Below are 25,878 nucleotides of genomic sequence, written 5' to 3' on the forward strand. Positions count from 1 at the left end.
AACGTAACAAATTTTGAGGGAGGTAAAAGTTGTGAGCTCATACACACAGAAAAAGGGCTTTGGAGCAACTGTCTGGGATTACATTACAACTGTTGACCATAAAAAGTTAGCAGTGATGTATTTATTAGCTGGTACATTGTTCTTTGCTATCGCTGGTTTTGAAGCGTTATTAATGCGTATTCAGTTAATGAAGCCAAATAATGATTTCATATCAGCAGGTTTCTTCAATGAACTATTAACAATGCACGGCACAACAATGTTATTCTTAGCTGCGACTCCATTATTATTCGCATTTATGAACATGCTTGTACCATTACAAATTGGTGCACGTGACGTTGCATTCCCGTTCCTTAACTCTTTAGGGTTCTGGTTATTCTTCCTAGGTGCAGTATTCCTTCACCTGTCATTCTTTATGGGTGGCGCTCCTGATGCGGGCTGGACTTCTTATGCATCATTATCTTTATATTCTCCAGGACATGGTATTGACTTCTATGTACTTGGTTTACAAATTTCAGGGGCAGGTACGTTAATTTCGGGTCTTAACTTTATTGTTACGATCATTACAATGCGTGCTCCAGGTATGACATTTATGCGTATGCCATTATTCACTTGGACATCAATGGTATCAAGTTCGTTAATTTTATTCGCATTCCCTCCACTAACAATTGGTTTATTAATGATGTTATTTGACCGTATGTTTGGTGGTAACTTCTTTGACCATATGATGGGTGGTAACACAATTATTTGGGAACACTTATTCTGGATCTTTGGACACCCAGAGGTTTATATCTTAGTATTACCAGCGTTTGGTTTATTCTCTGAGATTATTCCAGCGTTCTCTCGTAAGCGTTTATTCGGATACTCTTCAATGGTATTCGCAACAATTTTAATCGGTTTCTTAGGGTTCATGGTTTGGGCTCACCATATGTTTACTGTAGGTATGGGGCCAACAGCAAACGCAATCTTTGCTGTTGCAACAATGGCAATTGCCGTTCCAACAGGGATGAAGGTCTTCAACTGGATCTTAACGATTTGGGGCGGATCAATTAAAGTTACAACACCAATGCTTTATGCACTTGGTTTCATCCCGTCATTCGTTGCGGGTGGTGTTACAGGGGTTATGCAAGCATCTGCACCTCTTGACTATCAATTACACGATTCTTACTTTATCGTAGCGCATTTCCACTATGTAATCGTTGGTGGTATCGTTACAGCATTATTTGGTTCAGCGCATTTCTACTGGCCAATATTCTTCAACCGTATGTTAAACGAAACATTAGGAAAATGGACTTTCTGGGTATTCTTCATTGGATTCCATTTAACATTCTTCCTACAGCATTTCTTAGGTTTAATGGGTATGCCACGTCGTGTATTCACTTACATGGACGGTCAAGGTTGGGATCAGTTCAACTATATTTCTACAGTCGGAGCAGCTATGATGGGTGTTGGGGTTATCATGATGGTAATCAACTGCTTAATGTCTATCAAAGGTAAACCAGCAGGACGCGACCCATGGGGCGATGGACGTACGTTAGAATGGTCAATTCCACAACCAATTCCATTTTATAACTTCCGCCAAACACCACTTGTGCGTGGTTTAGATCCATGGTGGATTGAAAAGCAAGAAGGTAATAAAGAAGTGACATTTGCTGAGCCAATTGGCGATATTCATATGCCAAATAACTCAGCGATTCCATTTGTTATTTCATTAGGTATGTTTATCGCAGCATTCGGTGCTCTTTACAATCCTGATGCAGATAAACCATGGTCTATCTATGTATTAATCATTGGTTTAGCGATTACATTTGGTGCGATGATTACTCGTTCTGTTAAAGACGATCATGGCTTCCATTTACACAAAGAAGACATTCTTGAAATTGAAGAACATCTTTACGGCAAAGGAGGCAATAAATAATGGATTTCAATACTAAATTTACTCCTCATACTTGGCCAGATCACCCTGAACAAGCTACAATGGAGGGGAAAAATAAAGTCGTTGGTTTCTGGATTTTCCTTGCCTGTGAAGTTGTCCTTTTCGCAAGTTTATTTGCTACTTACTTAGCGCTTAAGAACAAAGGGCCAGCGGGCATGGAGTTCACAACGCAAGGGCTATATGAATTACCATTAGCATTTGCAATGACAATGTTATTATTAACATCTTCACTAACATCTGTTTATGCGATTCACCATATGCGTAACTTTAATTTTAAAGGTATGCAAACATGGTTTGGTATTACACTATTGCTAGGTGCAGGTTTCTTAGCTTTAGAAGTTTATGAGTTCTATCACTATACACATCTTGGCTTTACGTTTACACAATCTGCATTTGCGACTGCGTTCTACTCATTGGTAGGTACACACGGTTTCCACGTATCATTAGGTCTTGTTTGGATTTCAACGTTAATGATTCGTAATGCGAAGCGTGGTCTAAACTTATACAATGCACCTAAATTCTTCGTGGCTGCTTTATATTGGCACTTTATTGACGTAGTTTGGGTATTTATCTTTACAGTAGTATACTTGATGGGAGTGATCGGATAATGTCTTCACACGATACACCTATAGTTGCTAAAACACAGGCACAATACGAGTATGATCGTCATCATAATGCCGTTCATATGCGTAAACAAGTAATTAACTTTGCGATTATGATTTTCCTGACATTTATCGCATTTGGCATGGCTGCGGCTGGCTTCTCTAAATACTTAATCTTCCCGTTCATTTTATTACTTGCGGGTGTTCAAGTTGTTTTACAGCTTTATGCTTTCATGCACTTAGAGGATAAAAAAACACACTTCGGTGGTGTAATTGGCTTCTTTATGTGGATGGGAATCGTTATTGCGTTCACATTCTTCTTAGCCTTCTTAACAGTTGTTTGGTGGTAATCACCAAAAAGAGCACGTTCGTTAACTTTAAACGAACGTGCTTTTATTATTCGTTAAGATAAGGAGCAAAAAGCAGGAAGCTATTATTTGTTCACCTTTCGTTCATTGCAGTATAGCTGTAAGCGTTCTATAATAGGAGTACTGAAGTTTAAAGGAGTGCGTTTATATGCCACTTAGTATTTTTGGCTTTCAAGCATTATGGAGCCCATATTTAATGGGGGTTCTTATTTTTATAACCATTGTCTATTTTTTAGTCACAACAAAGTGGCGCAAGGATTTTAAAGTGAGTGAGCCTTTAAAAAAGAGCGAAGCTATTTATTTTATAGTAGCCATGGTAATAATTTATGTTGTTAAAGGATCGCCAGTTGATTTAATGGCTCATATTATGTTTACCATGCATATGGTGCAAATGGCTGTATTGCTATTGCTTGTACCGATTTTCCTGATTAAAGGGATTCCTTGGTGGCTATGGAAGGTTGCTATTGAGGCCCCTGTTGTTAGAGCAATATTTAAAGTAATGACATTACCAGTTGTTGCAGTTTTTGTGTTTATTGGTCTATTTTCTTTCTATCATTTACCTGCCGTGTTGGATTATATTAAGCTAAGCGAAACATTGCATGGTATTTATACATTTGTGTTATTTTTGTCTGCTGTGTTTATGTACTGGCCTTTAATACAAAATATGCCAGATCGTGAACAGATGAAGCCTCTGCACAAATTAGCTTATATTATTGCCAATGCCGTTTTAATTACACCTGCATGTGGGTTGATTATTTTTGCACCTAACGCACTATATGAAACCTATACAAATGGTGAGGCTTGGTTAAAGGCAATGGAGCTATGTGTCCCAGCTTCTACGCTATCAGGTTTATCATTATCAGGGCCTGAGCTATTTACAGATATGAAGCCTGTTGCGGATCAGCAGCTAGGTGGCGTTCTTATGAAAATTTTGCAGGAGCTTATTTTTGGTGTATTAATTGCTGTCATTTTTACAAGATGGTATCGTGCTGAACAAAAAGATCCAGAGAAGATTACTGCTGATGCATTAGCTGCACATCAAAAGAAATGGGAAAGTCAACAGCAACATGGATTGTAAAATAGAAATTTACTTTGTATAAGGGGTTTTGATAATGGATTTAAAAATTTTGCCTACTATTAGTACATCATTTATTGTCATTAGTGCTGTACTAGTAGCAATAGGTTGGGGCTTAATTTTAAAAAGAAATGTAGAGGCACATAAAAAAGTGATGCTGGCAGCGGGTGCAGCAGCGTTAATCTTCTTTATTATTTATGCTTCACGTACAATCTTTGTTGGAAATACTGCTTTTGGCGGTGGAGAACATTTAAAGCCATATTATACGTTCTTCTTGATTTTCCATATTATATTAGCGACAGTTGGGGCTGTATTTGGGATTGTTAGTATTATCTCTGGCCTTAAAACAAATATTAAATTACACAGACGTATAGGGCCGATTACAAGTATTATTTGGTTCTTTGTAGCGATCACAGGTGTGTTAGTGTATGTATTATTATATGTCCTCTTTGAACCAGGTGAAACAACATCTGTTATTAAAGCGATATTAGGGTTTTAAAGAAATCTCCCTCCTTATTTTTGTAAGGGTGGGAGATTTTTTGTAGTTGGTTGAAAGATCGAGAGTAGAACAACAACTAGTAATGGTCCGATTAAAATACCAAGAAATCCAAATACTTTAAAACCAACAAACATGGCAATAAAGGTTGTCAGAGAGGAGAGTCCAATTTTATCGCCAATAATTTTTGGTTCAATCATTCGGCGTACTAAAAATAAACCTACTGTTAGGAGTAGTAAGGCAATGGCAAAAAGATATTCGCCTGTAAATGCTTGATAAATAGCCCATGGAATCAATATAATAAACGAATCGAGAAAAGGAATAATATCTAAAACAACCAGTAGTAATGATAAAATTATCGGAAAGGGTGTTTTTAAAATATAAAAGGTTACCGCAGATAAAGCAAAAATACATACACCTACAAAAATTTGTGCTTTTAAAAAGCCAAATAACGCTAATTTCACGCGCTGCCCAATAAAAATAATTTTTTGCTGATAATGAAATGGGACGGATAAGAATAATTTTCGATTGATGGCGGGTAATTCCAGTAACAGCATATATAGAACAATCCAATAGACAAAAATATCAAATAAACGTGATGGAATATATGTGAATAACGCTGCCCAGACATTGATATTTGTTAAGGATAGTGCAAACTTTTCGATAGAAGCTAGGGCTTTAGCAATCATAAATTGAATTTGCGAAACAAGCTCTACAGGTAAGTGATAGGTATAGTTGCTCAGCTTGGATTGCAGTTGAATCCATAGGGCAGATAGTTGATTAAGATAGTCAGGGATATGAATCATAAAGGAAGAAAATTGTTTCCAGCTTATAAAGAGGATGAGTGCACATACTAGTACTGATATACTAAGAAAACATAAAAAAAAGATGGAAACGACCATTTTGCGTTTTTTCCGGAAACGTTTGCACATTCGAACAATAATGGGCTCTAAAAGCAGTGCTGTGAAGTAGGCAAGCAAAATGGGCAGTGATAATGAAATGAGCCAAAGAATAAGAATACTAATAGCAATAACGATGATGGGATGACGAAAGAAAGGATGATTTAAAAAAGATACCAATATTTTCACCTACATCTTGTAATAGATATAGGTAGTATGAGAAGAAATTCTATTTTTACTCCATATCACTTACGTCCGGATTTTTTTCGAGCCCACAAGGGAAATCTTCTTTAAAATCCGAAAGCTTGTATCTTAATTCAGCAGAAGTTCCGTCTCCATGGGATCAAAATAAAAAAGACTGGTTCCCCAGTCCTTTTCGAATGAATGAAGCTATTTACGCTAGACTTGCTATCACTTTAATGAATTAAAGATTAGTGTGCGTCAACAGGTTCAAAATTATTTTTATTGATAGGCTCAATTGCGAATTGATCTAATTCTAATTTAACCTTTTTTAAGATTTCTTCACATTTTTTTACAAGGTGTGCTGGATAGACTTCGTCATCTCCATATTCAACACCATGTGGATAGTAGTATTTACCAAGAGCTGGTTTCATTAATGTAAGGATTGCATCGTGTGCACCTACATCCCCAGAAATAGCGTAGGCAAATACACGTAGATAATAACGGCCTTCACGAGTATCAAAGCGTTTATCAAATGTCATACGCTCGTAATCCCAGCCACCATCACATTCTAAACCATGCTTTTTCATAATGCTGACAATTAGCTCTTGATCAGCTGTTAAATTTTCAAGGTTAGTATTTTCAAAATACATGTATAGTCCTCCTTTAGGTTCTCGTACAAAGTATACGCTCATTTTTATAATAGAGCATATTCGACATTGTTGCAATGACAACATTGTGTCAAGCTAATTCTAATTGATATAATAACGATAATAATGGTGATGAAAAGGAGCCCTGTATGAAAGCTTTATTCCGCATTTTAATGATTTGTGCTGCAATTGCCTTAATCGGCTTTATGTTTTTTAATACCCCAAAGGAAAACGAGCCATTAGAAGGACCAAATGCCAATTCTAATATTATTCCTCAAACACAGCTAAAGCAGGAGCCCGTTGCAGGCGCGATGACACGTCCACAAACAGGTATATCAACATTGGTTGGAAAAGGTGTACAGACTGTTTTAGAGCAGTATGGAGAGCCAGCTAGAAAAGAGCCATCTTCATTTGGCTACCAATGGTGGGTCTATAATACAGATGTCGCTACCTTTTTTATGGTGGGCATCGAAAATAATGTTGTGACGCAAGTTTACATAGCAGGACCTGAGATAGATGCAGCCCCTTTTAAAGTGGGACAAAAACGAGACGAAATCTATCGCATGACGATTATTGACTATGAGGTAACCGTCACTATGGATGATAGTATTTTTATATTCTCAATGAGCGAAGAGGATATGCAAACACGATTACTTGTTAAATTTGATGGGCTTTATGCACAGCTGTATATAGATCGAGAAACCAGTGAGCTACAGGGAATTCGTTATACAAATAGTGAAACGCTTGTGCTTCATCAGCCTTATGAAATGAGTTATCAGGGAGAGCTTGTGAGACGTACACCACCTTCTTCATTTTTGCAGCAAGAAATTGATGTAGCTAGTGGCAAACAGCTTGATGATTTACTAAATGTAACAAGAATACATCATGCATTACCACCATTAGAGAGAGAGGAATCGTTGGAAGAAGTGGCAAAGATGCATAGTGAGGACATGAAGGTACAGAATTTTTTAGGCCATGACTCTCCTACCTATGGAGATTTAAAAAAGAGATTACAGGCACAAAATATTGACTACAGCGAAGCCAATGAAAACCTTGCCACAGCCTATTTTGATGCGATTGAAGCGATGCATGGCTGGACAAATTCGCCTGAACATAGGAAAGTTCTATTAAATGATCAATATACCAGCGTCGGTTCTGGTGTTTTTGTCAATTATTATACACAAATCTACTTAGAACCTACTTCACAAAAGTTAGATAGTGACAAGCAGGATACTGAAGAATTAGAGAAAAACGAGCCAACCTCACCATAACCCTATAAAATAAGGATAAAGACAAGCTTTCGACAATGGAGCTTGTCTTTATTTTTTTCGTATTAGGCTTCTGCATTTTTCGTCACACCGTTACAAAGGCCGTCATATGATAGAGAACTGAAGGGGGGAATGAGGCTTGCAATTAGCAGAGCTATTGAAAGACTGGCCATGCAGTGTGACGGGAGGCTCCATCCGAACAATTATTACAGGCGTAGAGGACTATGCACAAGCTGTACAACCAGGCGATATTTTTATTGTACGAAAAGGTAAAAAAACATCGGGCAGTCGCTTTGTTAAAGAAGCACTAGCACGAGGAGCAGTGGCGATCGTTGCAGAGGAAAGTATTTCTTTGCCGATTATTGATAAGGACATTCCTTTTGTATGGGTACCAAATACAGCCTTATTTTTATCATATGTAAGTGCGAAACTCGCTGCTTTTCCAGCAGAAGCTTTAACGGTGATTGCCATTACAGGGACAAATGGCAAAACAACGGTAAGTCATTTTGTCAGCCAGCTTCTAAGTGCTTTACAAAAAAAGGTCGCTGTTATTGGCACTGTAGGCTTTTTTATCAATGGAGAGAAGCAACAGACCGCTTACGAGCAATTAACGACATTGCAGGCGAAAGAGCTACATCCAATATTAAAGCAATGCGTACGCAACGGTGTGACGCATGTTGTACTAGAAGCATCTTCAATGGGGCTACAGCAGCATAGGCTTGATCATTGTGATATTGATTGTGGTGTATTTTTAAATTTATCAGAGGACCATTTAGATGATCATGGTGGATTGGATGCCTATAAGCGCGCAAAGAAAAGATTAGCCGATTTATCCAAAAAGCTCGTCATCAATGGAGACGATAATTTTTGTCGTTCGGTAGGTATCTACGATAAGAAAAAATCCTGTTCATTTGGCTTTGATCATCACAATGATTTACATATCCAAATTATTAGTGAATCTGTTGGAAAAACTGTACTTTGTTTACAAACAAGTGCGAGTGAGCATATTGTTGAAATTCCTTTTGTCGGGAAATATCATGTACAAAATGCAGTAGCAGCGTTAATGGCTATATGGCGTTTAGGGATACCTATGGAAGATATTGTGGAACATATGTGGTCATTGAGGCTACCAGAGGGAAGACTTGAAAAGATTGATAATCCATTAGGTATTGATGTTTATGTAGATTATGCCCATACAGCAGAAGCCTTACAAGCGGTATTACAAACCTTTGATCGCTCAAAGACGATCTATCTGGTTTTTAGCTGTGGTGGCAATCGTGATAAAGCTAAGCGCTTTGCTATGGGGGCAGTGGCAAGTAAATATGCAGACATTATTTATTTAACAACAGATAACCCACGTGATGAAGATCCGATTGTTATTAATGAAAGTATTATTGCTGGCTTTACAGAGCAGCAATATTATGAAATTTATTTAGATCGCAAGCAAGCGATTCATCAGGCATTAGCAAAAGCGACAAAGGGCGATATTGTCCTTGTTGCCGGAAAAGGGCATGAACAAACACAGCAAATTAAAAATCAAAAACTCCCTTTTTCCGATCAACAATGTATAAAAGAATATTTTGCTAACCTTATTATAGACGACGCTGAATAACAAAGAATGAGCCTGTAGCAATGGCTAGCTGACGTCCTGTTTCATCTTCAATATCACATGCCATCACAAGCGTTTGTCGCCCTTTATGAACAAAGCGACCACGTGCAATAAGCTCTTTATTTTTTGTTGTAGCCATATAGGTGACATTCATATTTGTTGTTACTACATTATAGCCCTCTGGTACAGCACGTGAAGCAAGTCCTCCCATAGCCGCATCAGCAATTGTGGCAATAATTCCCCCATGTGGTACTTTAATGGTATTATGAATGACAGGGGTGATGGGTATACGCACCTCGCTTGCCTCAGGCTCAAACTTACCTACCATATGAAGAGTCGCATTAATATAACGACGGTGAATGCCTTGCTGTTTGTCACGAAGCCCATGTAAAAGATGTAATAAAACCTCTTCATCTTCCTCCGAGCTTTCCTGTAAAATAGTTGCTAGTAATTGCTCTATTTGTTCTTTAGATTTTGTCATCAATTGGAAAACCTCTTTCATTAAAATTATCAATAATGTAAAATTACCATAAAATCTGTTATGATGGGTAAGAGATTGGAGGAATTAAAAATGATGATGACCTCTGACTGGGTAATCATTTTGGATGAGGCCGAGGCGCTTTGTGAGATGATTCTTTCCTCAGAACCTGCAAAGGCACTACAGCAAGCCTATGATGCGGTTTATAGTGATGCACAGCTTGTAGAGGCTATTTATGCATTTAATCGCATAAAGGAACAGTACGAAGATGTACAACGTTTCGGAAAATATCATCCGGACTACCATACAATTATGAAGTCGATTCGCCAGCAAAAGCGAGCACTCGACTTAAATGACAAGGTTTCAGCCTTAAAGATTGCTGAAAATGACTTTCAGGATTTACTGGATGAGATTAGTTTACTAATTGGTAAAACAGTCTCTGAAGCCGTAAAGGTGCCTGTTAGTAATCCATTTTTTGCAGCTGGTTCATCTTGCGGAGGTGGATGTGGCTCGGGCGGCTCCTGTTCTTGCTCAGCTTAACATAAGGTGTGTATACCCACATTACAACTAGACTGTAGACAACTCGATGATAGGGAGAGTTTGTGTACAGTCTTTTTTATCATTTTAGGAGGAGGAAAAATAATGAAAACATATCGAATTGCTGTAATACCAGGAGATGGTATAGGAAAAGAGGTCGTGCCTGCTGCCATAGAGGTCTTGAATAAAGCTGCTGCATTGGATGGCCGCTTCCAATTTGAATGGACAACCTTCCCGTGGGGCTGTGATTATTATATAGAAACAGGCAAAATGATGCCTGATGATGGGATTGAGCTATTAAAACAGTATGACCAAATTTTTTTAGGTGCGGTAGGAATGCCTGAATTAGTACCAGATCATATTTCCTTATGGGGATTACTGATTAAAATTCGTCGTGAAATGCAGCAATCCATTAATATACGCCCTGCAAAGCTACTGCAAGGGCTACCTTCACCTTTACGACAGCCGCATCATTTTGATTTTATTGTTGTTAGGGAAAATTCGGAAGGAGAGTATGCAGATATTGGTGGGAGATTACATAGTGGACAAGAGGAAGTAGCCATTCAAAATGCTGTTTTTACAAGAAAGGGAACAGAACGTGCGATACGCTATGCCTTTGAGCTTGCCCAAAGTCGGCGTCAGCATATAACAAGTGCGACGAAATCTAATGGCATTACACATAGTATGCCATTTTGGGATGAGGTGTTTGCACAAATAGGTAAAGAATATCCAGCAATAGCCCAAACATCTAATCATATTGATGCATTAGCCGCATTTTTAGTAATGAAGCCAGAAAGCTTTGATGTCATTGTAGCCTCCAATTTGTTTGGAGATATTTTAACAGATTTAGGTGGTGCAATTATGGGTAGCATCGGCATTGCACCAGCAGCAAACTTAAATATAGAAGGGCAGTATCCCTCTATGTTTGAGCCTGTCCATGGCTCTGCACCAGATATTGCAGGGCAAGGAATTGCTAATCCAATTGGACAAATATGGACTGGGAAAATGATGATCGATTTCCTTGGTTATCCCGAAGTGGGGACCCAAATATTAAATGCGATTGAAACAGCATTCGCACAAGGCATAAAAACACCTGATTTGGGTGGAACAGCAACATTACGAGAGGTCACAGATGCAGTTTTGCATGAGTTAACATAAAAAGACACAAATCCACGAGCAAATTCGTGGATTTGTGTCTTTTCCTCTTATTGTTCAACGGCAGCATCGGCTTGTAATAGCTCTATCGCAACATCAGGACGATCTGTAATAATGCCCTTAGCGCCATTATTAATTAATTTTTTCATTATATCAATATCATTGATTGTCCAATAATGAACAGGAATATTTAAGTTAGTTAAAAACTGAATAAACTTTGGTGAATCTAAGGCGATAACCCCTGATTTCGTTGGAATTTGGAAGACATCTACTTTGGGATGATATAAATGTCCAAATTGACTTGAGAAGGAAGCAAATGCCTTGCGTACATCTGATTCACCTGCGCCAAGTGCTACTTGATTTTGTGCATATAAATTAAAGCGATCAATTTGCTCACCATAAAAGCTTGTGACAACAACTCGATTTTCCGCTCCTAGTTCCTCAATTAAACGCCACAGCTTAGAAGGCATTAAACTTCCTTCGTATGTATCTGGAGCATCTTTTATATCAATATTAACAAGCATATTTGGGTAAGCCTCAAGCAGCTCTCGTAATGTCACAACATTTAGTGAATCTTCCCGATATGGGAAAGTGCCGTCTAAATCTTTAAAGTGATAGCCATGATTGAAGGCATTAATTTCTGCTAATGTCATATCAGCTACAAGTCCGTAGCCATCAGTGGTACGCTCAACAGTGTCGTCATGAAAAACAATAATTTCCTCATCCTTCGTTAAACGTATATCTATTTCAAAGCCCTCTACACCTAATTGTGCGGCTTTTTCAAATGCAACCATTGTATGCTCAGGCGCTAATAAAGCTCCGCCGCGATGTGCAAGAATGATGGGGCGATCAAATTGTAATGCTTGCTTACCTTCACGTTGCTGTGGTTTCGAAATAGCCTTACTACCAGCCCAAGCTGCTGCACTTGCTGCTGCGATTGCAAGCGCAATTTTTGTTTTCTTACCCATGTTTGTCCTCCTTAATAATTAACTTTCATACCCCCTTGTAGTAAAGGGGCTTTATAAAACTAGTAACTAGTATAAGTGCAAGATGATGTTTTTATGTCAATTTATTTTCCACCTCAACAGTGGTTCAAATATAGTTTAACTTATGGCAATTCGAATTACTACGACTATATTTTTTCATTATAACGGAAATTTGAGCATTCTGTCAGCTAAACTCTGTTGCTATCATTTTCTGGTCTATGGTATTCTTTTAGGTAAGAAATGAGGGACTCCACTGTCAATAACCTACCACTTAATGAACACTTAAGGTGAGGGCTTGTAAAAACAGCCCTAATTGACTAGACTAAGTATTCATGTACAACATTGGATAGGTCAACGCCTCCCTAGTTCCAAGCTTTGTCGTGTAAAGTTAAAGGTGCTGATGAGTAGAGGCAGTGCTGTATGCAAAAACAGCCCTTCCAACGTTGGCGAAGGGATATTTTACGCTGGCGAGCAGTGCATCAGCATTTTACGCACCTACGCTTCAATTATTTAAAACAATGTAAATTTTAAAATTGGAAGGAGAGAAGGCGATTCCTCCCCTCTCCCTTGCTTAGCTTAGAAGGAAGGGGTCTCTGCGCCGAATATAGATGAACGAACGACAAGGACTAATCGTTTATGTCCATCAATTAAAACATGCCAAATCTCTTCGAAAATATGGTCATGTGCTTTATATTTCGAGAAGGCAAAAATATGTGGTGCTTTATTGCAATCGTGAGGACATTGATATGATGACAACAAAACTACAACGCCTTCCATTTGTGAAAGACGTTGTGGCGTCTTATCGTCCATTTGTCAAAACAGAATATGAAAATGCAAAACCGGATAAAGCAAAGGAATATGACTATAAAGTAGGTCTATAGCTTTAAGATAATACAGGTATATAGTTATTTAATCTTAATATACCGATTAAGTATTGATAAAATAGTTTTGGCTCCGAAAATATAGATGAGTGCTTTATTTCTACAACAACTACTTTTCGATTAAGTTGTTCTATTTGTGCCTCAAACTTGCTTTGGCGCTTTGTTGGTTGCTCTTCATTAAATGGAATGCCTTCGCGGCAAATATAAATCGGCATAAATTTACTGTCGCCAACTGCTTTGAGTGCAGCTGCTAGTGAGAGAACCTTTTTACCTTCCTTAGTAGTAGAGGTTAGTATAAAGGCTTGATGAAAGCGTTCCTGATTCGTTTTGATAATTTCGAGTAGCTCGTAAACATCACCATAGCCTTCTCCTAATTCTATAAATTGTTGTGGCATAATAATTGCACATCCTTTCCAATACTTATAGTATCATGCTGCGGGAGGTCAAGCACATGAAATTTGCATTAAGCTTTTTTTCCATTTTAGCACTTATTATTGCAGGGGCATTATTTTTCCAATACCATGCCTATTCATCCGATTTAGAAACAGGCGGAGAAGATTTTCATTACTCTCAGGAAATTGAAATTGTCTATCGTGAAAATAGTTTAGATATTCGACAGCATTTTAAAAATTTACCGAATCAAAAGGTAAAAATTAAATGGCCAGAGAAAGCGGTAAACCCTAGTTGCTTTATCGAGAATGAAAAAAGCTGTGATCGTTTATCAGAGGAAGTTTCTTATTTTGCAAAAGGAGAAGCAAAATCACAATCTGTCTCATACATAATTCCAATCAAGGGTGGCTTAAAAAATAAGATGCTACTTCAAAATATTTTTGCCACATTAACAAATGGGGAAGCGTCCTACACTATTGTTCATATTTCAACGGATAGTAAGGTTGAGGGACAATGGGTGACAGGTCTACCTTTAGTCGGCCAGCAGAAACTAGCACTTGTTAATTATGTAATGTTTAGCGGATATGGTACCGTTCATGATATTTATTGGCAAACAGGGGGGCTAGCACCTCAAGAGAAAACACCTGTCTTATCGATTTATGCACAGCAAGCAGTTTCACAGGAATTTCTTAAAGCACTAGAAAATATACAGTTTTTAAGTGATGAACATATTGCGATTATCCAAGAAAAAAGTCCCGTAATAGCCCATGACGATCGGTTGTTGTTTTTACCAACATTGACTGTGGAAGCTGTGAAACAGGAAGTAATCTTGTCACAAATAAAATCACAGTTTACATTTGAAGATGCACCAGAATGGTTACTTGAAGTGGTGGCATCCTATTTAGTGAATGATGTGATTGGTACAGATAAGGCAAAGAAAATTGTTCAGACATTAAATGACTATATGACAGCTAGTCAGCAGCAAGCTTGGCAGGACACATTAAAAAATATGGGTGATGAACCAATCACACTAGCTACAATGGATCAGCATTTATCACAAGTGTTAGGTACTGATGTTAAAACATCTTATTTTACCTTAAATGCAGCTCAAGAACAGGGCACATATCCGTTATTATTTGAGGATGCACGTAGTGTATATGTCGATGGGACACAAAGAGAAGATGTGCATGTTATTTTATATGAGGGTCAAATATTGTACACGGCCGATACATTATTGCCTTATTTAGGCTATTCGGTTGGAGAAGGGGAGCACGGCTATTATGTAAATAGTGACAGTCGTACATTCCGATTTCCACAGGATCATGGCTTTTATGTATTTAATCAGCGCAGGTATTCAACAATTTCTGAACCCATTATTAAAATTGCTGATCGTTATTATGTGGAAGAAGCATGGTTACAACGTTTATTCCTAGTTGAATTACGAAAGGAGGATAAACAAATTCAAGTATCCATGCAAGAGCAACAATAATTTTTGCAGCGGGAGATATGGTCTTCCGCTGCAAAAATTCTTTATATAGATGAAAGTATGGTGATAGGCTGATATGAGAGTTGTAGCAGGAGAGCGCAAAGGAATGCCACTAAAAGCAATAGCTGGCAATACAACAAGACCTACAACTGATAAAGTAAAGGAATCTATTTTTAATATGATTGGTCCGTTTTTCGATGGAGGTATCGCACTTGATTTGTTTGCTGGAAGCGGTGGCTTAGGTATTGAATCACTCAGTCGTGGTGCTGAGCAAGCAATCTTTATTGAAAAAGATGCAAAGGCATTCCATGTGCTGCAAGAAAATATAAAAAAATGCCGCTATGAGGAGTATGCAGAGCTATTTCGTATTGATGCGAAACGTGCTGTGAAAGCACTCTTAAAACGTGATCTGACATTTAAGCTAGTTTTTTTAGATCCACCATATCATCAAAAAGAGTATTATGATTTAGTGCAAATACTTGTTGATCATCATAAAATTCAACGGGATGGTATTATTTTATGTGAACATGCAAAAGAGGTACAGTTACCTCAAAGCTTTGGAGAATTTAGCTTAAACAGACAAGAAACCTATGGCGGAACAATCATATCAGTTTATCGCTATACAGAGGAAGAGGGAGAATAAGTTGTCAGAGAAAATTGCTGTAGTTCCTGGAAGTTTTGACCCTGTCACATTGGGGCATTTAGATATTATTAACCGTGCGGCAGATGTATTTGATGTCGTATATGTAGCGGTTTTAAATAATTCCGCGAAACAGCCATTGTTTTCGGTAGAGGAACGTATGGCGTTAATGGCTGAAGTAACAAAAGCATTACCGAATGTTCGGATAGAGAGCTCCTCAGGTCTTTTGATAGATTATGCGAAGGAAAAAAATGCAAAAGCCATTGTTCGTGGCTTGCGAGCAGTTTCAGATTTTGAGTATGAAATGCAAATCACTTCCATGAACCGCTTTTTAGATGAAACCATTGAGACATTTTTTATTATGACAAAAAATCAATACTCATTCCTAAGCTCCAGCATTGTCAAAGAGGTTGCAAAATATGGTGGAAATGTGGACGAACTTGTACCTACTTATGTGGCACAGGCTTTAAAAGAAAAATATGGCTTTACAAAATAAATATTTAAGAGGGTGTCATTGTAGTGGACATCCTCTTTTTTGCATGCGTAACCATATTAGTTCAACAAGTCGTGTTACAAACATCAATTAACTTTTTTTTATTGGAATTTAAAGCTAAATCTCGTAGTATATAGTTCATTTTTTGCTAATAATTTATATGCATCTAGTAAGAGTATAGTATGTCTGACATTATGGAAGCCAACAGCTAAGATTACAGTGAAAAATAAACTAGTACCTACTAAATTAATGACAAAATACCTCTTCTTTAGATTTTCATATACTCTTGAAGATATTTTTCATCAAACCGTAGAGGCTCTGTTTTTAATATGTTATATTGATTTTCCACTATCTACTGCACCTTTATTTTTTCGCTGTTTCGATCACTAGAGTATACACTTTATCAACTTACAGTTAGATTTATGTTACCCAGTATATCCATAGCCCCTATAAATAAATTTATTATTTTTTCATCGTTTAACATTTGTGTTTATGGATAACGTCTCGTCGCTAATGTGAGGGTATTCAATTTTGTGTCGTAGTGAAAATAGACCCAAGTAAATAAATCCTCCTTGGGTCGTGTAGAAAGATATACCAGTGTTTTGTTTGGGGGTAGGACCTCATATCCATCAAGCTAAGCACATCAATACCCCAAAAATGAAAAAAACGTTATTCTTTCTTTAACAGCAGTAGTTTACAAGAAAGGATGGCGTTTTTGATGAATCGAATCCTATCCAATGAACTGAATCTTTTTGCACAAGAGTTACGTGCGTGTTTATCTCCAACCGTGCTAAAAGACATTGCGAAACGCGTTGGCTTTGTAAAGCGCGCGAGTAAGTATCAAGCGAGTGAACTCATTGCCCTTTGTGTCTGGTTGAGTCAGGAAATTGGCAGTACATCCCTTACACAATTGTGTAGTCGGCTAGAAGCTTCAACTGGCGTATTGATGAGTGCAGAAGGTTTGAATCAACGCTTTAACCAGGCAGCTGTCGCTTATCTTAGAGAGGTCTTTCGCACGCTGCTTGCACAAAAGCTCTGTGCCAACCAATCACTCCCCGACACCTTGATGTCTCGGTTTAAGCGAATCCGTATTTTAGATGCGACCGTGTTTCAACTGCCAGATGCGTTCGCTCGTGAGTATCAAGGATCGGGTGGCAGTAGTAACACGGCGGGTGTAAAAATCCAATTGGAATACGACTTACTCAGTGGTCAATTTCTGAACGTACATGTTGGACCAGGAAAAAACAATGATAAAACGTACGGAACCATCTGTCTTCAAACGGTCGAGGCCGGCGATGTATGCCTGCGCGATCTTGGCTACTTCGATTTAGGCGACTTACAGGTCATTCATGAGAAAAAGGCGTACTATATCTCACGGCTGAAGCTCAATACACGGATTTATATCAAGAACCCTGCGCCAGAAACGTTCAAAAATGGGACGTTGAAAAAGCATACCGAATATATTCAACTCGATATGGCACAAATGATGGCTGAACTTACGCCTGGTGAAACAATTGAAATTCAGGAGGCTTACATTGGGCAAAATCAAAAGCTACCAGCACGTGTCATTATGCATCGTTTAACCGACGACCAAACGCAAACACGCTTGAAAAACCAAGCCATTCGTGAAAAGAAGAAGGGCATTGTCATGAAGGAGAAAAGTAAACGCTTAATGGGCATGAACGTCTACATCACGAACACATCACCTAAAGAAGTCCCAACGAAGGACGTGCATGCCCTGTATTCGCTTCGCTGGCAGATTGAAATTTTATTTAAAACGTGGAAGTCTTTTTTTGAAATTCATGCCTGTAAAACGATGAAAAGAGAACGCTTAGAATGCCATTTATACGGACAGCTCATTGCCATTCTCCTGTGTTCTTCGACGATGTTTCAAATGCGACAGCTCCTGCTCGAAAAGAAAAAGCAGGAGCTGAGTGAATACAAGGCGATTTATATGATTAAAGATTACTTTCCGTTATTCTTCCGAGCGATGGCAGCCGGTGCAGAAGAACTGGTAAAAATTTTGCATCGCTTGTATCAGCTACTCTCAAAGAACGGTCGGAAGTGTCATCGAGCTAAAAAGATGACGGTCTTTGATATTTTAGGTGTTGTGTATGAAACGACGGTGAAGCCTAGACAAGCTGCCTAGCGAAAAAAAACGCTTTTTTCGAGGCTTATTTGGCATGCTTGTTTTTCGTGCACTGGTTAGTTATCAGAAAGAAACGATTCGAATCTAGCTAGTTACGTTGTTAGATTGATGGGGATGGGGTAAAACCTGCAAAATGATGGATAGAATTTTGAGAAGGATAGATGGATAGCATGTAGAATGAGAGCATTAGATTTGATTGCTTAAACAAGTCAGTGCTATTTCAGAAAAAATAGAGCATAAATAGTTGGAACAATGATTATGCTAAGAAGGCGAAGCTTTATATAGGGACGTACAGCGAGCTTAGCAGATTTGGCAATAACAAAAATTTGTAAATGAATGCTAATACTTTGCATAGTTAATAAAATAACAACTAACAAAGAGGTATAGGGAAGGTCTGGAAAGGCTGTGACAGTCATTTGAAGCCCATTTGTAACCTCTAGGATAGCTGCGATGGAAAGCTCAATCGTATAGGGAAGTGCAGGGAGCATTTGATCTAAGCCCTCTTGCACAATGGTCTGAATCGTTGTAAAAAAGATAATGGTCGTACCAACTAAAAGGATGGTTGGAGCTGTTTCTCTAATACTTTCTGAGAAAGGCGCAGTATATAATGGAGTATTGTGTACGGAGATGTTAGGTGGATCAGTTTTGCGAAATAAAAAGTAACCTGTTATTAAACAACAAATATTAAAAGTATGTAGTAAACATAAAAATAACCATCCAAACGTATGACTGTGTAGTAAGTCAAGGCTTACAAAACCAAGTACAAACAGTGGACTTGGTGCATGGCAAACAGCGAGTAAAAAATTTGCTTCCTTCAGGTGTAACTGGCCACTGTTTTTTAAGTAAACAATAGTTGTTGCGCCAGTCGGATAACCGCCAAGGGCACTAATGATATATGCTTGTACGTATAAAGAAGCTCGTTTTGTTTTTGTACGCATAGGGGCTGTTAAACGTAGCAGCCATTGTGTTAATACAAGATATGGCAGTAAATACGGAAATAGAGCTTCCATAAAAAGATTGAGACCTAAATCAGTACCACTATGAGCAGTTTGTGGGAATAACAAGAGTAAGAGAATAAGAATTAAGCAGAGTACTATTTGAATTGTAGCAAACATGTTATCATCTCGTTTCAACTTTTTGTCATTCACATAGGCAAATGCTAAAATCAATATATGTGTGAAAGACAAAAACATGAACATATGGTTTTGTAGGCGTCCTAGGAGGTATGTGGAATTGAAGAGAAAAATTAGTATTTATGTGGTGTTATTAGTCGTTATTTGTTTTTCGATGTTATACCGACTAGACGCGTATATTATGAAGCCTGGTAGTGCGTATGATGTCAGTAAATTTGTGACTGTTGATAGTAAAGGGGCAGATAGTGTGGGGTCTTTAAGCTTAATGACTGTCGCGATGCAGCAAGCTACACCATTTACTTATGCATGGGCGAAATTGCAAAAGTATCAAAAGCTTATGGATATCGAGCAGGTGCGTAATCCGTTAGAAGATGATGAAGAATATAATATTCGACAGTTAAAATTAATGTCTGATTCCCAATTCAATGCAAAGTATGTAGCTTTTCAAAGAGCAGGGCTAGAGACAAAGATTCAATTTAATGGTGTTTTTATATTAAATGTATTGGATGGTGGGGCATCTGATGGGATCTTAAAAGCTGGCGATGAAATCATTGAGGTGGATGGGCAAGAAATAACAAGTCAGCAAATGCTTGTAGATCTTTTAACACCTAAGCAGCTTGGCGATCAGGTAACCATTCAATTTATACGTAATGAGGAGCAACAGCAAGTCACTATTACCTTAAAGGAAATTCCTAATACAAACGAGCATCGTGCAGGATTGGGTATTTCTTATACAGAAAGCAAATCAATTCAGACAAATCCAAAGGTTACAATGAAAACAGAGGATATTGGCGGACCTTCCGCTGGCTTAATGTTTACGCTTGAAATTTTAGATCAGTTACTTGATGAGGATTTAACAAGAGGCTATGCTATCGCAGGTACGGGCGAAATGCTTGTAGATGGTTCTGTGGGTAGAATTGGCGGGATTGATTATAAGGTAATAGCCGCTGATCGTGATGGTATGGAAATTTTCTTTGCACCGAATGATGAAATTTCTGAAGATATCAAGGCAAAGCATCCAGAGCTAGAATCGAATTATGCAACAGCAGTAAAGACGGCAAAAGAAATCGGCACAAAGATGACAATCGTTCCAGTGAAAACAGTGGATGATGCGATTGATTATTTAAGGCAGCTACAGCCAGAATAAAGAGATGCTAGAAGCGCACTAGCATCTCTTTTCCGCTGTTTAAAAGCGAATAGGGGGTGTTTGGAAGTCCTTCGGCAGAATATAGTCTGTTGATCCTTGCTCTATACTTAAATTGTATAGCTCTGCCGCACGGATATCAATGGCGAGCATGGCATCATTCGTAGCTGCTACTCTACTAATCAACGGTAGTTCGATATGCTTTTTATGCTGCCCTAAATAAGCCTGCCCTACGGCGCTCATGCCGAGTAAACGAACAAAAGAGGGGGCTTGAAAGCTTTGGAGCTGCTCTTTCGTAAAGCCTGTGTAGATATGTGTAAGCATGCGCTGTAGGCGTGTCCACGTATAGCGTTTGGATTTTATTTTTTCCATAAAGCTACTAAACGATTGGCTTATTTTGGCTGCTTTTAGGATGGCGTTTTCAATGCCTTCAGTTACTTCTGCATAGCGACTTAACTCAGTAGGCGTATGGCGCATAATCGTAAAACGCAACAATGGCCAAAAGGCTTCCCAGCTGGCAAATGTACAATATTTTTTCTGCCAATTTGCTAAATATTGAAAAGATGTCTCAGGAACAACATGCTGCACGCTTTGTAAGGAGTGGCTAGTAGCAAGTGCCTTCCGTATCCCTGTGGCACTAGCGATGGGGGCATCTTCTTGTAGCGCATCGTGATAGCCCGCTGTGATACGTGGAATCGTCAATGGCTGGATAGGAAGATCGAGAGCCTTCGCTGCCTCTAAATAATGAAAACCAAGTATGTTGTTGGGCTGTGCAAGATCAATGTATGAAGCAGGGAACTTCTGAGAAAGCTGTTCATAGGCATAATATAAGCTTTTCGGATAGCTTGCACCCGTTTTAAGACTGTCTTTAATGAGTGCGTTATATTCAGTTCGGTGATTGTTAATGAGCTCAAATGTATTTAAAAATGGCTGGATCGAACCATCTTCACTGCCAAACGCAAAAGCCTCACAGCCGACAGCGCTTAATAATGAAATAGCGCCTTTAGCAAAATCTGTCGCGGGTGCTGTACTATAGACATAAGGTAGCTCAATTACAATATCTACACCACCAGCTAGCGCCATTTGAGTACGTGTCCATTTATCCACCATAGCGGGTTCTCCACGCTGTAAAAATGTTCCACTCATAACAGCAATCACAACGTCTGCCTGTGCTACTTTTTTAGCCTGCTTTAAATGATAGGCATGTCCATTGTGAAATGGATTATATTCAACAACAATTCCAACTGCCTGCATGCCATCCCTCCTTATTTAATTATGTTTTTGTTGTAAACTTATTAGACGCAATTATGCGTTTAATCGTATACAATTATAGGTGGGTTTTTTTATGGTGACAAGAAATTATCTTGACATCTATTTTTACACATTATATAATCAACAGTGTTGTCTCGAGGTGATTAACGAATGAAATGGTCAATTCATCAATTATCGAAATACCGTCAAAACGGGATGCCAATTGATGCCTTTGTCCAACTGGACGAAGTGATGGAGCGAAACCAGGATATTCGAGCAATTTCGCCCGTTCATGTAAAAGGGCTATGTACTTTTGGTGCATCGCAAATGACATGTCAGTTAACTGTGACAGCCACGTTAACACTACCATGTGCTCGCACGTGGGAGGATGTTGAGTTTCCAATTGAAGTTAAGACAGTTGAAATTTTTAGCTGGATTGACGAAGATAAACGAGGAGACGATGATGGAGACATTCACTATATAGATGGTGAAGTCATCGACATGAAGCCAATTCTCGAGGAGCTTGTGTTACTTGAGATACCTATGCAAGTGTTCAAGGAAGATTCTGAAGGACAAGTGCAAGGTGGAAAAAATTGGTCTTATGCAACAGACGAAGACGTAGAGCTACACAAAAAAGCTGACGAACAAAAAGTGGATCCAAGACTAGCTGCTTTAGCTAAGTATTTTGATCAAACAGACGAATAGACGATCTGTAAGGAGGTGCCATAATGGCTGTACCATTTAGAAGAACTTCTAAAACTGCAAAAAGAAAGCGTCGTACGCATTTCAAATTATCTGTACCTGGTATGGTAACTTGCCCTAACTGTGGTGAGGCTAAATTATCACACCGTGTTTGCAAAGCTTGCGGACAATACAAAGGTAAAGAAGTAGTTAGCAAATAATACAGTGTTTGCTCACTTAAAAGGCTAGTAGAGAGACCATGGCTCTTTACTAGCCTTTTTGTTAGCTTGAAAAGACGGAATATTTCGTTGATTATGAAGTTCTTTATAATAGTAAAATAATTGTATGATACAATTTATTTATTGAAACAAAGGGGGTAATAATATGTCTTATAAGATTGATAATGATGATGGCATTATGACGTTTACGATTAATCGTGAGGAAAAGCGCAATGCTGTGAATGATGAGGTAATGAATGGATTACAGGAAGTTATTACATATATTCGTGAGCATGAGGATGTACGCTTTTTAGTAGTAACAGGTGCAGGCGATAAATCATTTTGCTCAGGAGGAGATTTATCAGAGTTTCATTCATTGGAAACAGAGGATGAGGCATTTGGTATGTTAAGCAAGATGGGGAACATCTTATATGATCTTGCAACGCTTCCTGTACCAACTATCGCACTGATTAATGGGACGGCTGTTGGTGGAGGCTGTGAAATTGCTACAGCCTGTGATTTTCGTCTACTAGCCAGTCATGCAAAATGTGGTTTTATTCAAGGAACCTTAGCTATTACAAGTGGCTGGGGCGGAGGTACATATCTATTTGAGCGAGGCTTGCGTCATGATCGTGCAATGAAGATGCTAGTGGATGCCAAGCCTTATCCAGCACAGCTACTATATGACATAGGATGGGCAATGCGTGTTTTTGAAGGCTCAAAAGAAGAGGCATTAAACGACTTTATTGAACATATGCGAAAGATTCATCCATCTGTTCATAAAGCCTATAAAGAAATTGAGCTTCGTAAGTGGCGTGAGCGCAATATGTATAAGCGTGTGATGGAGGAAGTGCGCACCTGTGCAAAATTATGGGAGAGTGAAGCACATCACGAGGCTGTTAATAATTTCTTGACGAAGAAGAACAATCAATAAGGGATAGAGGCAATGGTGAGGGGAAAACTTCATCATTGTCTTTTTTCATGCAATGATTCTATTTTGCTTGCTTTTGCATATAGTAGTAAAAAATGCGAGGGTGATAGATTATGGAATTGAAAAAAAGAAAAGATCAATGGACAAAGGAAGACGATGAAAGACTAGCAGAAATTGTATTGCATAATGTACAAAATGGCAAAACACAGCTAGAAGCCTTTGAATTAGCCGCTGCAGAATTAGGCCGTACAAAACAGGCATGTGGTTTTCGATGGAATAAAACACTGCGTAGTCAATATAGTCAGTCACTATTAGCCGTACGCAATCAGCCGCAGCAATCTATGCGAAGTCACTTGAAATTGGCATTGACAAGTTTTGACGAATTAACAGAGGCTTATCAAAATCTTGAAATGAAGCACCGTGAATTGCAAAATGAACATGATAAGTTAGTGAAATGGCTGCAGCAAGGATATTCGTTGATGAAAGATTAACATCAATAGAGCAACCAAAAGGAAGTGTAGTGGTTTTTCTATCTGTATATCGTCAACAATTCATCCATCCTGTATAATAGAAGAATATGTGTAGGAGGTGCCTTAGAAAATTCTGAGGCACCTTGTTCTTATAGGAAGGAAAGGAGAGAGGGATGATGAAGGTGGCGATTATTGGTGCTGGAGCGGTTGGGCAGTTAATCGCAAGCTTTTTCGCTGAAGCTGGTATGTCTGTCACATTGGTGGTAAGAAGACAGGAACAGGTAGATGAACTGAATACACATCAGTTAACACGGATGAATGTGGATGGAACAACCACCATCCATATGGTTATGGCTACTACGAATTTAGCTACTTTACCACCACAAGATTTAATCGTACTTGCTGTTAAATATGGTCATTTACAGAAGCTCTACGAACAAATTATTGCTTTATCAAAAGATACACCATTGTTATTTATGCAAAATGGTTTAGCGCATTTTGAGGAAGCACTTAGGTTGCCACATAATAATATCGCCTTTTGCTCTGTCGCTTTCGGTGCACGCGTGTTAGGGCAATCTACAGTTCAGCATAACGGGATTGGCTCTTGTAAAATTGCGATAGGGCGTGGACAGCAACAGGCCTTTCAGCAGGTGCTACAACTACAAAATCGTTTGCTTCCTATAGACGTTGTTGAGGATGCGGAGCAAATGCTCTTTGAAAAAGCCATATTTAATAGTTTAATTAATCCATTAACGGTTGTATTACAAGTGAAGAATGGGGAGCTAGTGACAAATCAACAAGCCTTTCTGTTGATGCAAACCATCTATAAGGAGCTTACAGAAGCTTTTACAAATATTGAACACACTATATCCTTTAACGATGTGGTAGACTTATGTAGGAAAACGGCCAAAAACACATCATCTATGCTTGCAGACCGTATGCAGGGTAGAAAAAGTGAGATTGACACAATTGTTGGCGTTATTCTTAGCAAAGCCTTGGCGAATGGTCATAATTTACCTACTTTGCGTACCCTATATCACCAAGTACTTGCCATAGAGGAGAGCGGTGAACGAAGTTGAAAGACCTTTTACATATCATCATTAGTATCATAATTTTTTGCCCAATTATCCTGTTTATCATTGTCTATCTGATTGGTCGAAAAATTAAAATTCGTGGCACACATGCATTTGGCGCAGCATCAGATATTACAACATTGTGCTTATTTTTTTCAGTACCCTTAGCAATTGGTGTGCTTTGGCATATAAATGTAGGAGCACTTTTAGTGATGCTGGCAATAATGATGGCCATGATTTTTACATATATTGATTGGCGGACAAAAAAGGAGCTCGAAGTAAAGCTATTATTAAAAAAAATATGGCGTTTTTTGTTTTTAATACTGAGTACAGCCTATGTTGTTATTTGTATAATAGGTGTTATTCAATCCATTGTAGAATATTTACAGGTGGCGTAAGCATTTTCTTTTGATGTTGGCGCTATAAGCGTTAAAATAGTAGCATTCAAATAGTAACTCTAAATAAGCAAACATGATGATTGCTATTTCTATAGAAGGTAGGCAAGAGCCTGGGGCGGTGATGTAAGGCTCTCGACAGGAACAATCGCACAACAAAGAAAAGCCTATAGAAAGCGAGTACCAAAGCGAAAAGCTTTTGTATTTTAATAGAATGGACACAAGTGTTTTGGCATGCGTTTATTGTGAGTGGTAATAAAAAATATTCTATACAAATGGGAATATTGACTAAATCCTAGTGCTAGAA

At 38.5% G+C, this 25,878-nt stretch carries 28 protein-coding genes; 21 read left to right on the forward strand and 7 right to left on the reverse strand.

All coding sequences use genetic code 11. From position 1 onward, the window contains the following. Window positions 1-31 precede the first annotated feature (31 nt). From ctaD to ADM90_RS04220, 5 genes are all read left to right on the forward strand, one after another. Window positions 32-1,915 carry a cytochrome c oxidase subunit I gene (ctaD, locus tag ADM90_RS04200; RefSeq protein WP_053993801.1) on the forward strand — a complete coding sequence of 628 codons (1,884 nt, stop codon included), beginning with the start codon at window positions 32-34 and terminating at the stop codon, window positions 1,913-1,915. Then, window positions 1,915-2,541 carry a cytochrome c oxidase subunit 3 gene (locus ADM90_RS04205; protein WP_053993802.1) on the forward strand — a complete coding sequence of 209 codons (627 nt, stop codon included), beginning with the start codon at window positions 1,915-1,917 and terminating at the stop codon, window positions 2,539-2,541. Before ctaD ends, ADM90_RS04205 begins: the two co-directional genes overlap by 1 nt. After that, window positions 2,541-2,885 (forward strand): cytochrome C oxidase subunit IV family protein, encoded by a 345-nt coding sequence (locus ADM90_RS04210; RefSeq protein WP_053993803.1) that lies wholly within the window; start codon window positions 2,541-2,543, stop codon window positions 2,883-2,885. The genes ADM90_RS04205 and ADM90_RS04210 overlap by 1 nt, the downstream gene beginning before the upstream one ends. Window positions 2,886-3,051: 166 nt before the next feature. After that, window positions 3,052-3,981 (forward strand): cytochrome c oxidase assembly factor CtaG, encoded by a 930-nt coding sequence (gene ctaG / locus ADM90_RS04215; protein ID WP_053993804.1) that lies wholly within the window; start codon window positions 3,052-3,054, stop codon window positions 3,979-3,981. 34 nt (window positions 3,982-4,015) lie between these two features. Next, entirely contained in the window at window positions 4,016-4,477 is a 462-nt protein-coding gene (locus ADM90_RS04220; RefSeq protein WP_053993805.1) for a DUF420 domain-containing protein, read from the forward strand. A gap of 14 nt (window positions 4,478-4,491) precedes the next feature. Here ADM90_RS04220 and ytvI read toward each other — a convergent pair whose 3' ends face one another. Both ytvI and ADM90_RS04230 read right to left on the reverse strand, forming a co-directional pair. Continuing rightward, a complete protein-coding gene (gene ytvI / locus ADM90_RS04225; RefSeq protein WP_083448451.1) occupies window positions 4,492-5,553 on the reverse strand; it encodes a sporulation integral membrane protein YtvI in 1,062 nt (353 codons plus the stop codon). Window positions 5,554-5,804: 251 nt separating this feature from the next. Beyond that, window positions 5,805-6,206, reverse strand: coding sequence for a YugN family protein (locus ADM90_RS04230; protein WP_053993806.1), 402 nt, complete (start codon window positions 6,204-6,206; stop codon window positions 5,805-5,807). 146 nt (window positions 6,207-6,352) lie between these two features. Between ADM90_RS04230 and ADM90_RS04235 the strand changes: the two genes are divergently transcribed. Both ADM90_RS04235 and ADM90_RS04240 read left to right on the forward strand, forming a co-directional pair. Continuing rightward, the gene (locus ADM90_RS04235; protein ID WP_053993807.1) at window positions 6,353-7,474 is read left to right on the forward strand and encodes a CAP domain-containing protein; all 1,122 of its coding nucleotides are present in this window, start codon (window positions 6,353-6,355) and stop codon (window positions 7,472-7,474) included. A gap of 136 nt (window positions 7,475-7,610) precedes the next feature. Further along, a complete protein-coding gene (locus ADM90_RS04240; protein WP_053993808.1) occupies window positions 7,611-9,083 on the forward strand; it encodes a UDP-N-acetylmuramoyl-L-alanyl-D-glutamate--2,6-diaminopimelate ligase in 1,473 nt (490 codons plus the stop codon). On the opposite strand, the gene ADM90_RS04245 is transcribed toward ADM90_RS04240, so the two are convergent. After that, window positions 9,064-9,561, reverse strand: coding sequence for a PaaI family thioesterase (locus ADM90_RS04245; protein ID WP_200908512.1), 498 nt, complete (start codon window positions 9,559-9,561; stop codon window positions 9,064-9,066). The genes ADM90_RS04240 and ADM90_RS04245 overlap by 20 nt on opposite strands. Window positions 9,562-9,651: 90 nt before the next feature. Between ADM90_RS04245 and ADM90_RS04250 the strand changes: the two genes are divergently transcribed. Then, on the forward strand, window positions 9,652-10,098 hold the full coding sequence (locus tag ADM90_RS04250; RefSeq protein WP_053993810.1) for a YlbF/YmcA family competence regulator: 447 nt from the start codon (window positions 9,652-9,654) through the stop codon (window positions 10,096-10,098). A gap of 102 nt (window positions 10,099-10,200) precedes the next feature. After that, window positions 10,201-11,253 carry a tartrate dehydrogenase gene (locus tag ADM90_RS04255; RefSeq protein WP_053993811.1) on the forward strand — a complete coding sequence of 351 codons (1,053 nt, stop codon included), beginning with the start codon at window positions 10,201-10,203 and terminating at the stop codon, window positions 11,251-11,253. Window positions 11,254-11,300: 47 nt separating this feature from the next. On the opposite strand, the gene ADM90_RS04260 is transcribed toward ADM90_RS04255, so the two are convergent. Next, entirely contained in the window at window positions 11,301-12,218 is a 918-nt protein-coding gene (locus ADM90_RS04260) for a glycerophosphodiester phosphodiesterase (protein ID WP_053993812.1), read from the reverse strand. Window positions 12,219-12,844: 626 nt separating this feature from the next. Between ADM90_RS04260 and ADM90_RS04265 the strand changes: the two genes are divergently transcribed. Continuing rightward, entirely contained in the window at window positions 12,845-13,117 is a 273-nt protein-coding gene (locus ADM90_RS04265; protein WP_053993813.1) for a YlbG family protein, read from the forward strand. A gap of 2 nt (window positions 13,118-13,119) precedes the next feature. On the opposite strand, the gene ADM90_RS04270 is transcribed toward ADM90_RS04265, so the two are convergent. Further along, window positions 13,120-13,512 carry a DUF7147 family protein gene (locus ADM90_RS04270; RefSeq protein WP_053993814.1) on the reverse strand — a complete coding sequence of 131 codons (393 nt, stop codon included), beginning with the start codon at window positions 13,510-13,512 and terminating at the stop codon, window positions 13,120-13,122. A gap of 56 nt (window positions 13,513-13,568) precedes the next feature. Between ADM90_RS04270 and ADM90_RS04275 the strand changes: the two genes are divergently transcribed. The 4 genes from ADM90_RS04275 to ADM90_RS04290 all read left to right on the forward strand — a co-directional run bounded on the left by ADM90_RS04275 (window position 13,569) and on the right by ADM90_RS04290 (window position 18,275). Further along, window positions 13,569-14,996 (forward strand): hypothetical protein, encoded by a 1,428-nt coding sequence (locus tag ADM90_RS04275; protein ID WP_053993815.1) that lies wholly within the window; start codon window positions 13,569-13,571, stop codon window positions 14,994-14,996. 73 nt (window positions 14,997-15,069) lie between these two features. Beyond that, complete coding sequence (gene rsmD, locus ADM90_RS04280; protein ID WP_053993816.1) at window positions 15,070-15,636, forward strand: 16S rRNA (guanine(966)-N(2))-methyltransferase RsmD; 567 nt, start codon at window positions 15,070-15,072, stop codon at window positions 15,634-15,636. Between the two features lies 1 nt (window position 15,637). Then, window positions 15,638-16,129, forward strand: a complete 492-nt coding sequence (coaD, locus tag ADM90_RS04285) for a pantetheine-phosphate adenylyltransferase (protein WP_053993817.1) — start codon at window positions 15,638-15,640, stop codon at window positions 16,127-16,129. Between the two features lie 715 nt (window positions 16,130-16,844). Further along, on the forward strand, window positions 16,845-18,275 hold the full coding sequence (locus ADM90_RS04290; protein WP_053993818.1) for an IS4 family transposase: 1,431 nt from the start codon (window positions 16,845-16,847) through the stop codon (window positions 18,273-18,275). A 215-nt stretch (window positions 18,276-18,490) separates the two neighbouring features. Here the strand turns inward: ADM90_RS04290 and ADM90_RS04295 are convergent, their stop codons facing one another. Continuing rightward, window positions 18,491-19,390 carry a hypothetical protein gene (locus tag ADM90_RS04295; RefSeq protein WP_235473312.1) on the reverse strand — a complete coding sequence of 300 codons (900 nt, stop codon included), beginning with the start codon at window positions 19,388-19,390 and terminating at the stop codon, window positions 18,491-18,493. Between the two features lie 118 nt (window positions 19,391-19,508). Here ADM90_RS04295 and ADM90_RS04300 point away from each other — a divergent pair, with 118 nt between their 5' ends. Then, window positions 19,509-20,555, forward strand: a complete 1,047-nt coding sequence (locus ADM90_RS04300) for a SepM family pheromone-processing serine protease (RefSeq protein ID WP_083448452.1) — start codon at window positions 19,509-19,511, stop codon at window positions 20,553-20,555. Between the two features lie 39 nt (window positions 20,556-20,594). Here ADM90_RS04300 and ADM90_RS04305 read toward each other — a convergent pair whose 3' ends face one another. After that, the gene (locus tag ADM90_RS04305; protein ID WP_053993820.1) at window positions 20,595-21,806 is read right to left on the reverse strand and encodes a nucleotidyltransferase; all 1,212 of its coding nucleotides are present in this window, start codon (window positions 21,804-21,806) and stop codon (window positions 20,595-20,597) included. Window positions 21,807-21,974: 168 nt separating this feature from the next. On the opposite strand from ADM90_RS04305, the gene ADM90_RS04310 reads away from it, so the two are divergent. The 6 genes from ADM90_RS04310 to ADM90_RS04335 all read left to right on the forward strand — a co-directional run bounded on the left by ADM90_RS04310 (window position 21,975) and on the right by ADM90_RS04335 (window position 25,574). Next, on the forward strand, window positions 21,975-22,508 hold the full coding sequence (locus ADM90_RS04310; RefSeq protein WP_053993821.1) for a YceD family protein: 534 nt from the start codon (window positions 21,975-21,977) through the stop codon (window positions 22,506-22,508). A 23-nt stretch (window positions 22,509-22,531) separates the two neighbouring features. Next, the gene (rpmF, locus tag ADM90_RS04315; RefSeq protein ID WP_004224819.1) at window positions 22,532-22,705 is read left to right on the forward strand and encodes a 50S ribosomal protein L32; all 174 of its coding nucleotides are present in this window, start codon (window positions 22,532-22,534) and stop codon (window positions 22,703-22,705) included. 163 nt (window positions 22,706-22,868) lie between these two features. After that, window positions 22,869-23,636, forward strand: coding sequence for an enoyl-CoA hydratase/isomerase family protein (locus ADM90_RS04320; protein ID WP_053993822.1), 768 nt, complete (start codon window positions 22,869-22,871; stop codon window positions 23,634-23,636). Between the two features lie 110 nt (window positions 23,637-23,746). Then, window positions 23,747-24,124, forward strand: coding sequence for a transcriptional regulator (locus ADM90_RS04325; RefSeq protein WP_053993823.1), 378 nt, complete (start codon window positions 23,747-23,749; stop codon window positions 24,122-24,124). 155 nt (window positions 24,125-24,279) lie between these two features. Continuing rightward, on the forward strand, window positions 24,280-25,182 hold the full coding sequence (locus tag ADM90_RS04330; protein ID WP_053993824.1) for a ketopantoate reductase family protein: 903 nt from the start codon (window positions 24,280-24,282) through the stop codon (window positions 25,180-25,182). Then, a complete protein-coding gene (locus ADM90_RS04335) occupies window positions 25,179-25,574 on the forward strand; it encodes a DUF3397 domain-containing protein (RefSeq protein WP_053993825.1) in 396 nt (131 codons plus the stop codon). The genes ADM90_RS04330 and ADM90_RS04335 overlap by 4 nt, the downstream gene beginning before the upstream one ends. Window positions 25,575-25,878: the final 304 nt, after the last annotated feature.

Origin of the sequence: Lysinibacillus macroides (genome assembly GCF_001281525.1) — a bacterium.
GTDB lineage: Bacteria > Bacillota > Bacilli > Bacillales_A > Planococcaceae > Lysinibacillus > Lysinibacillus macroides.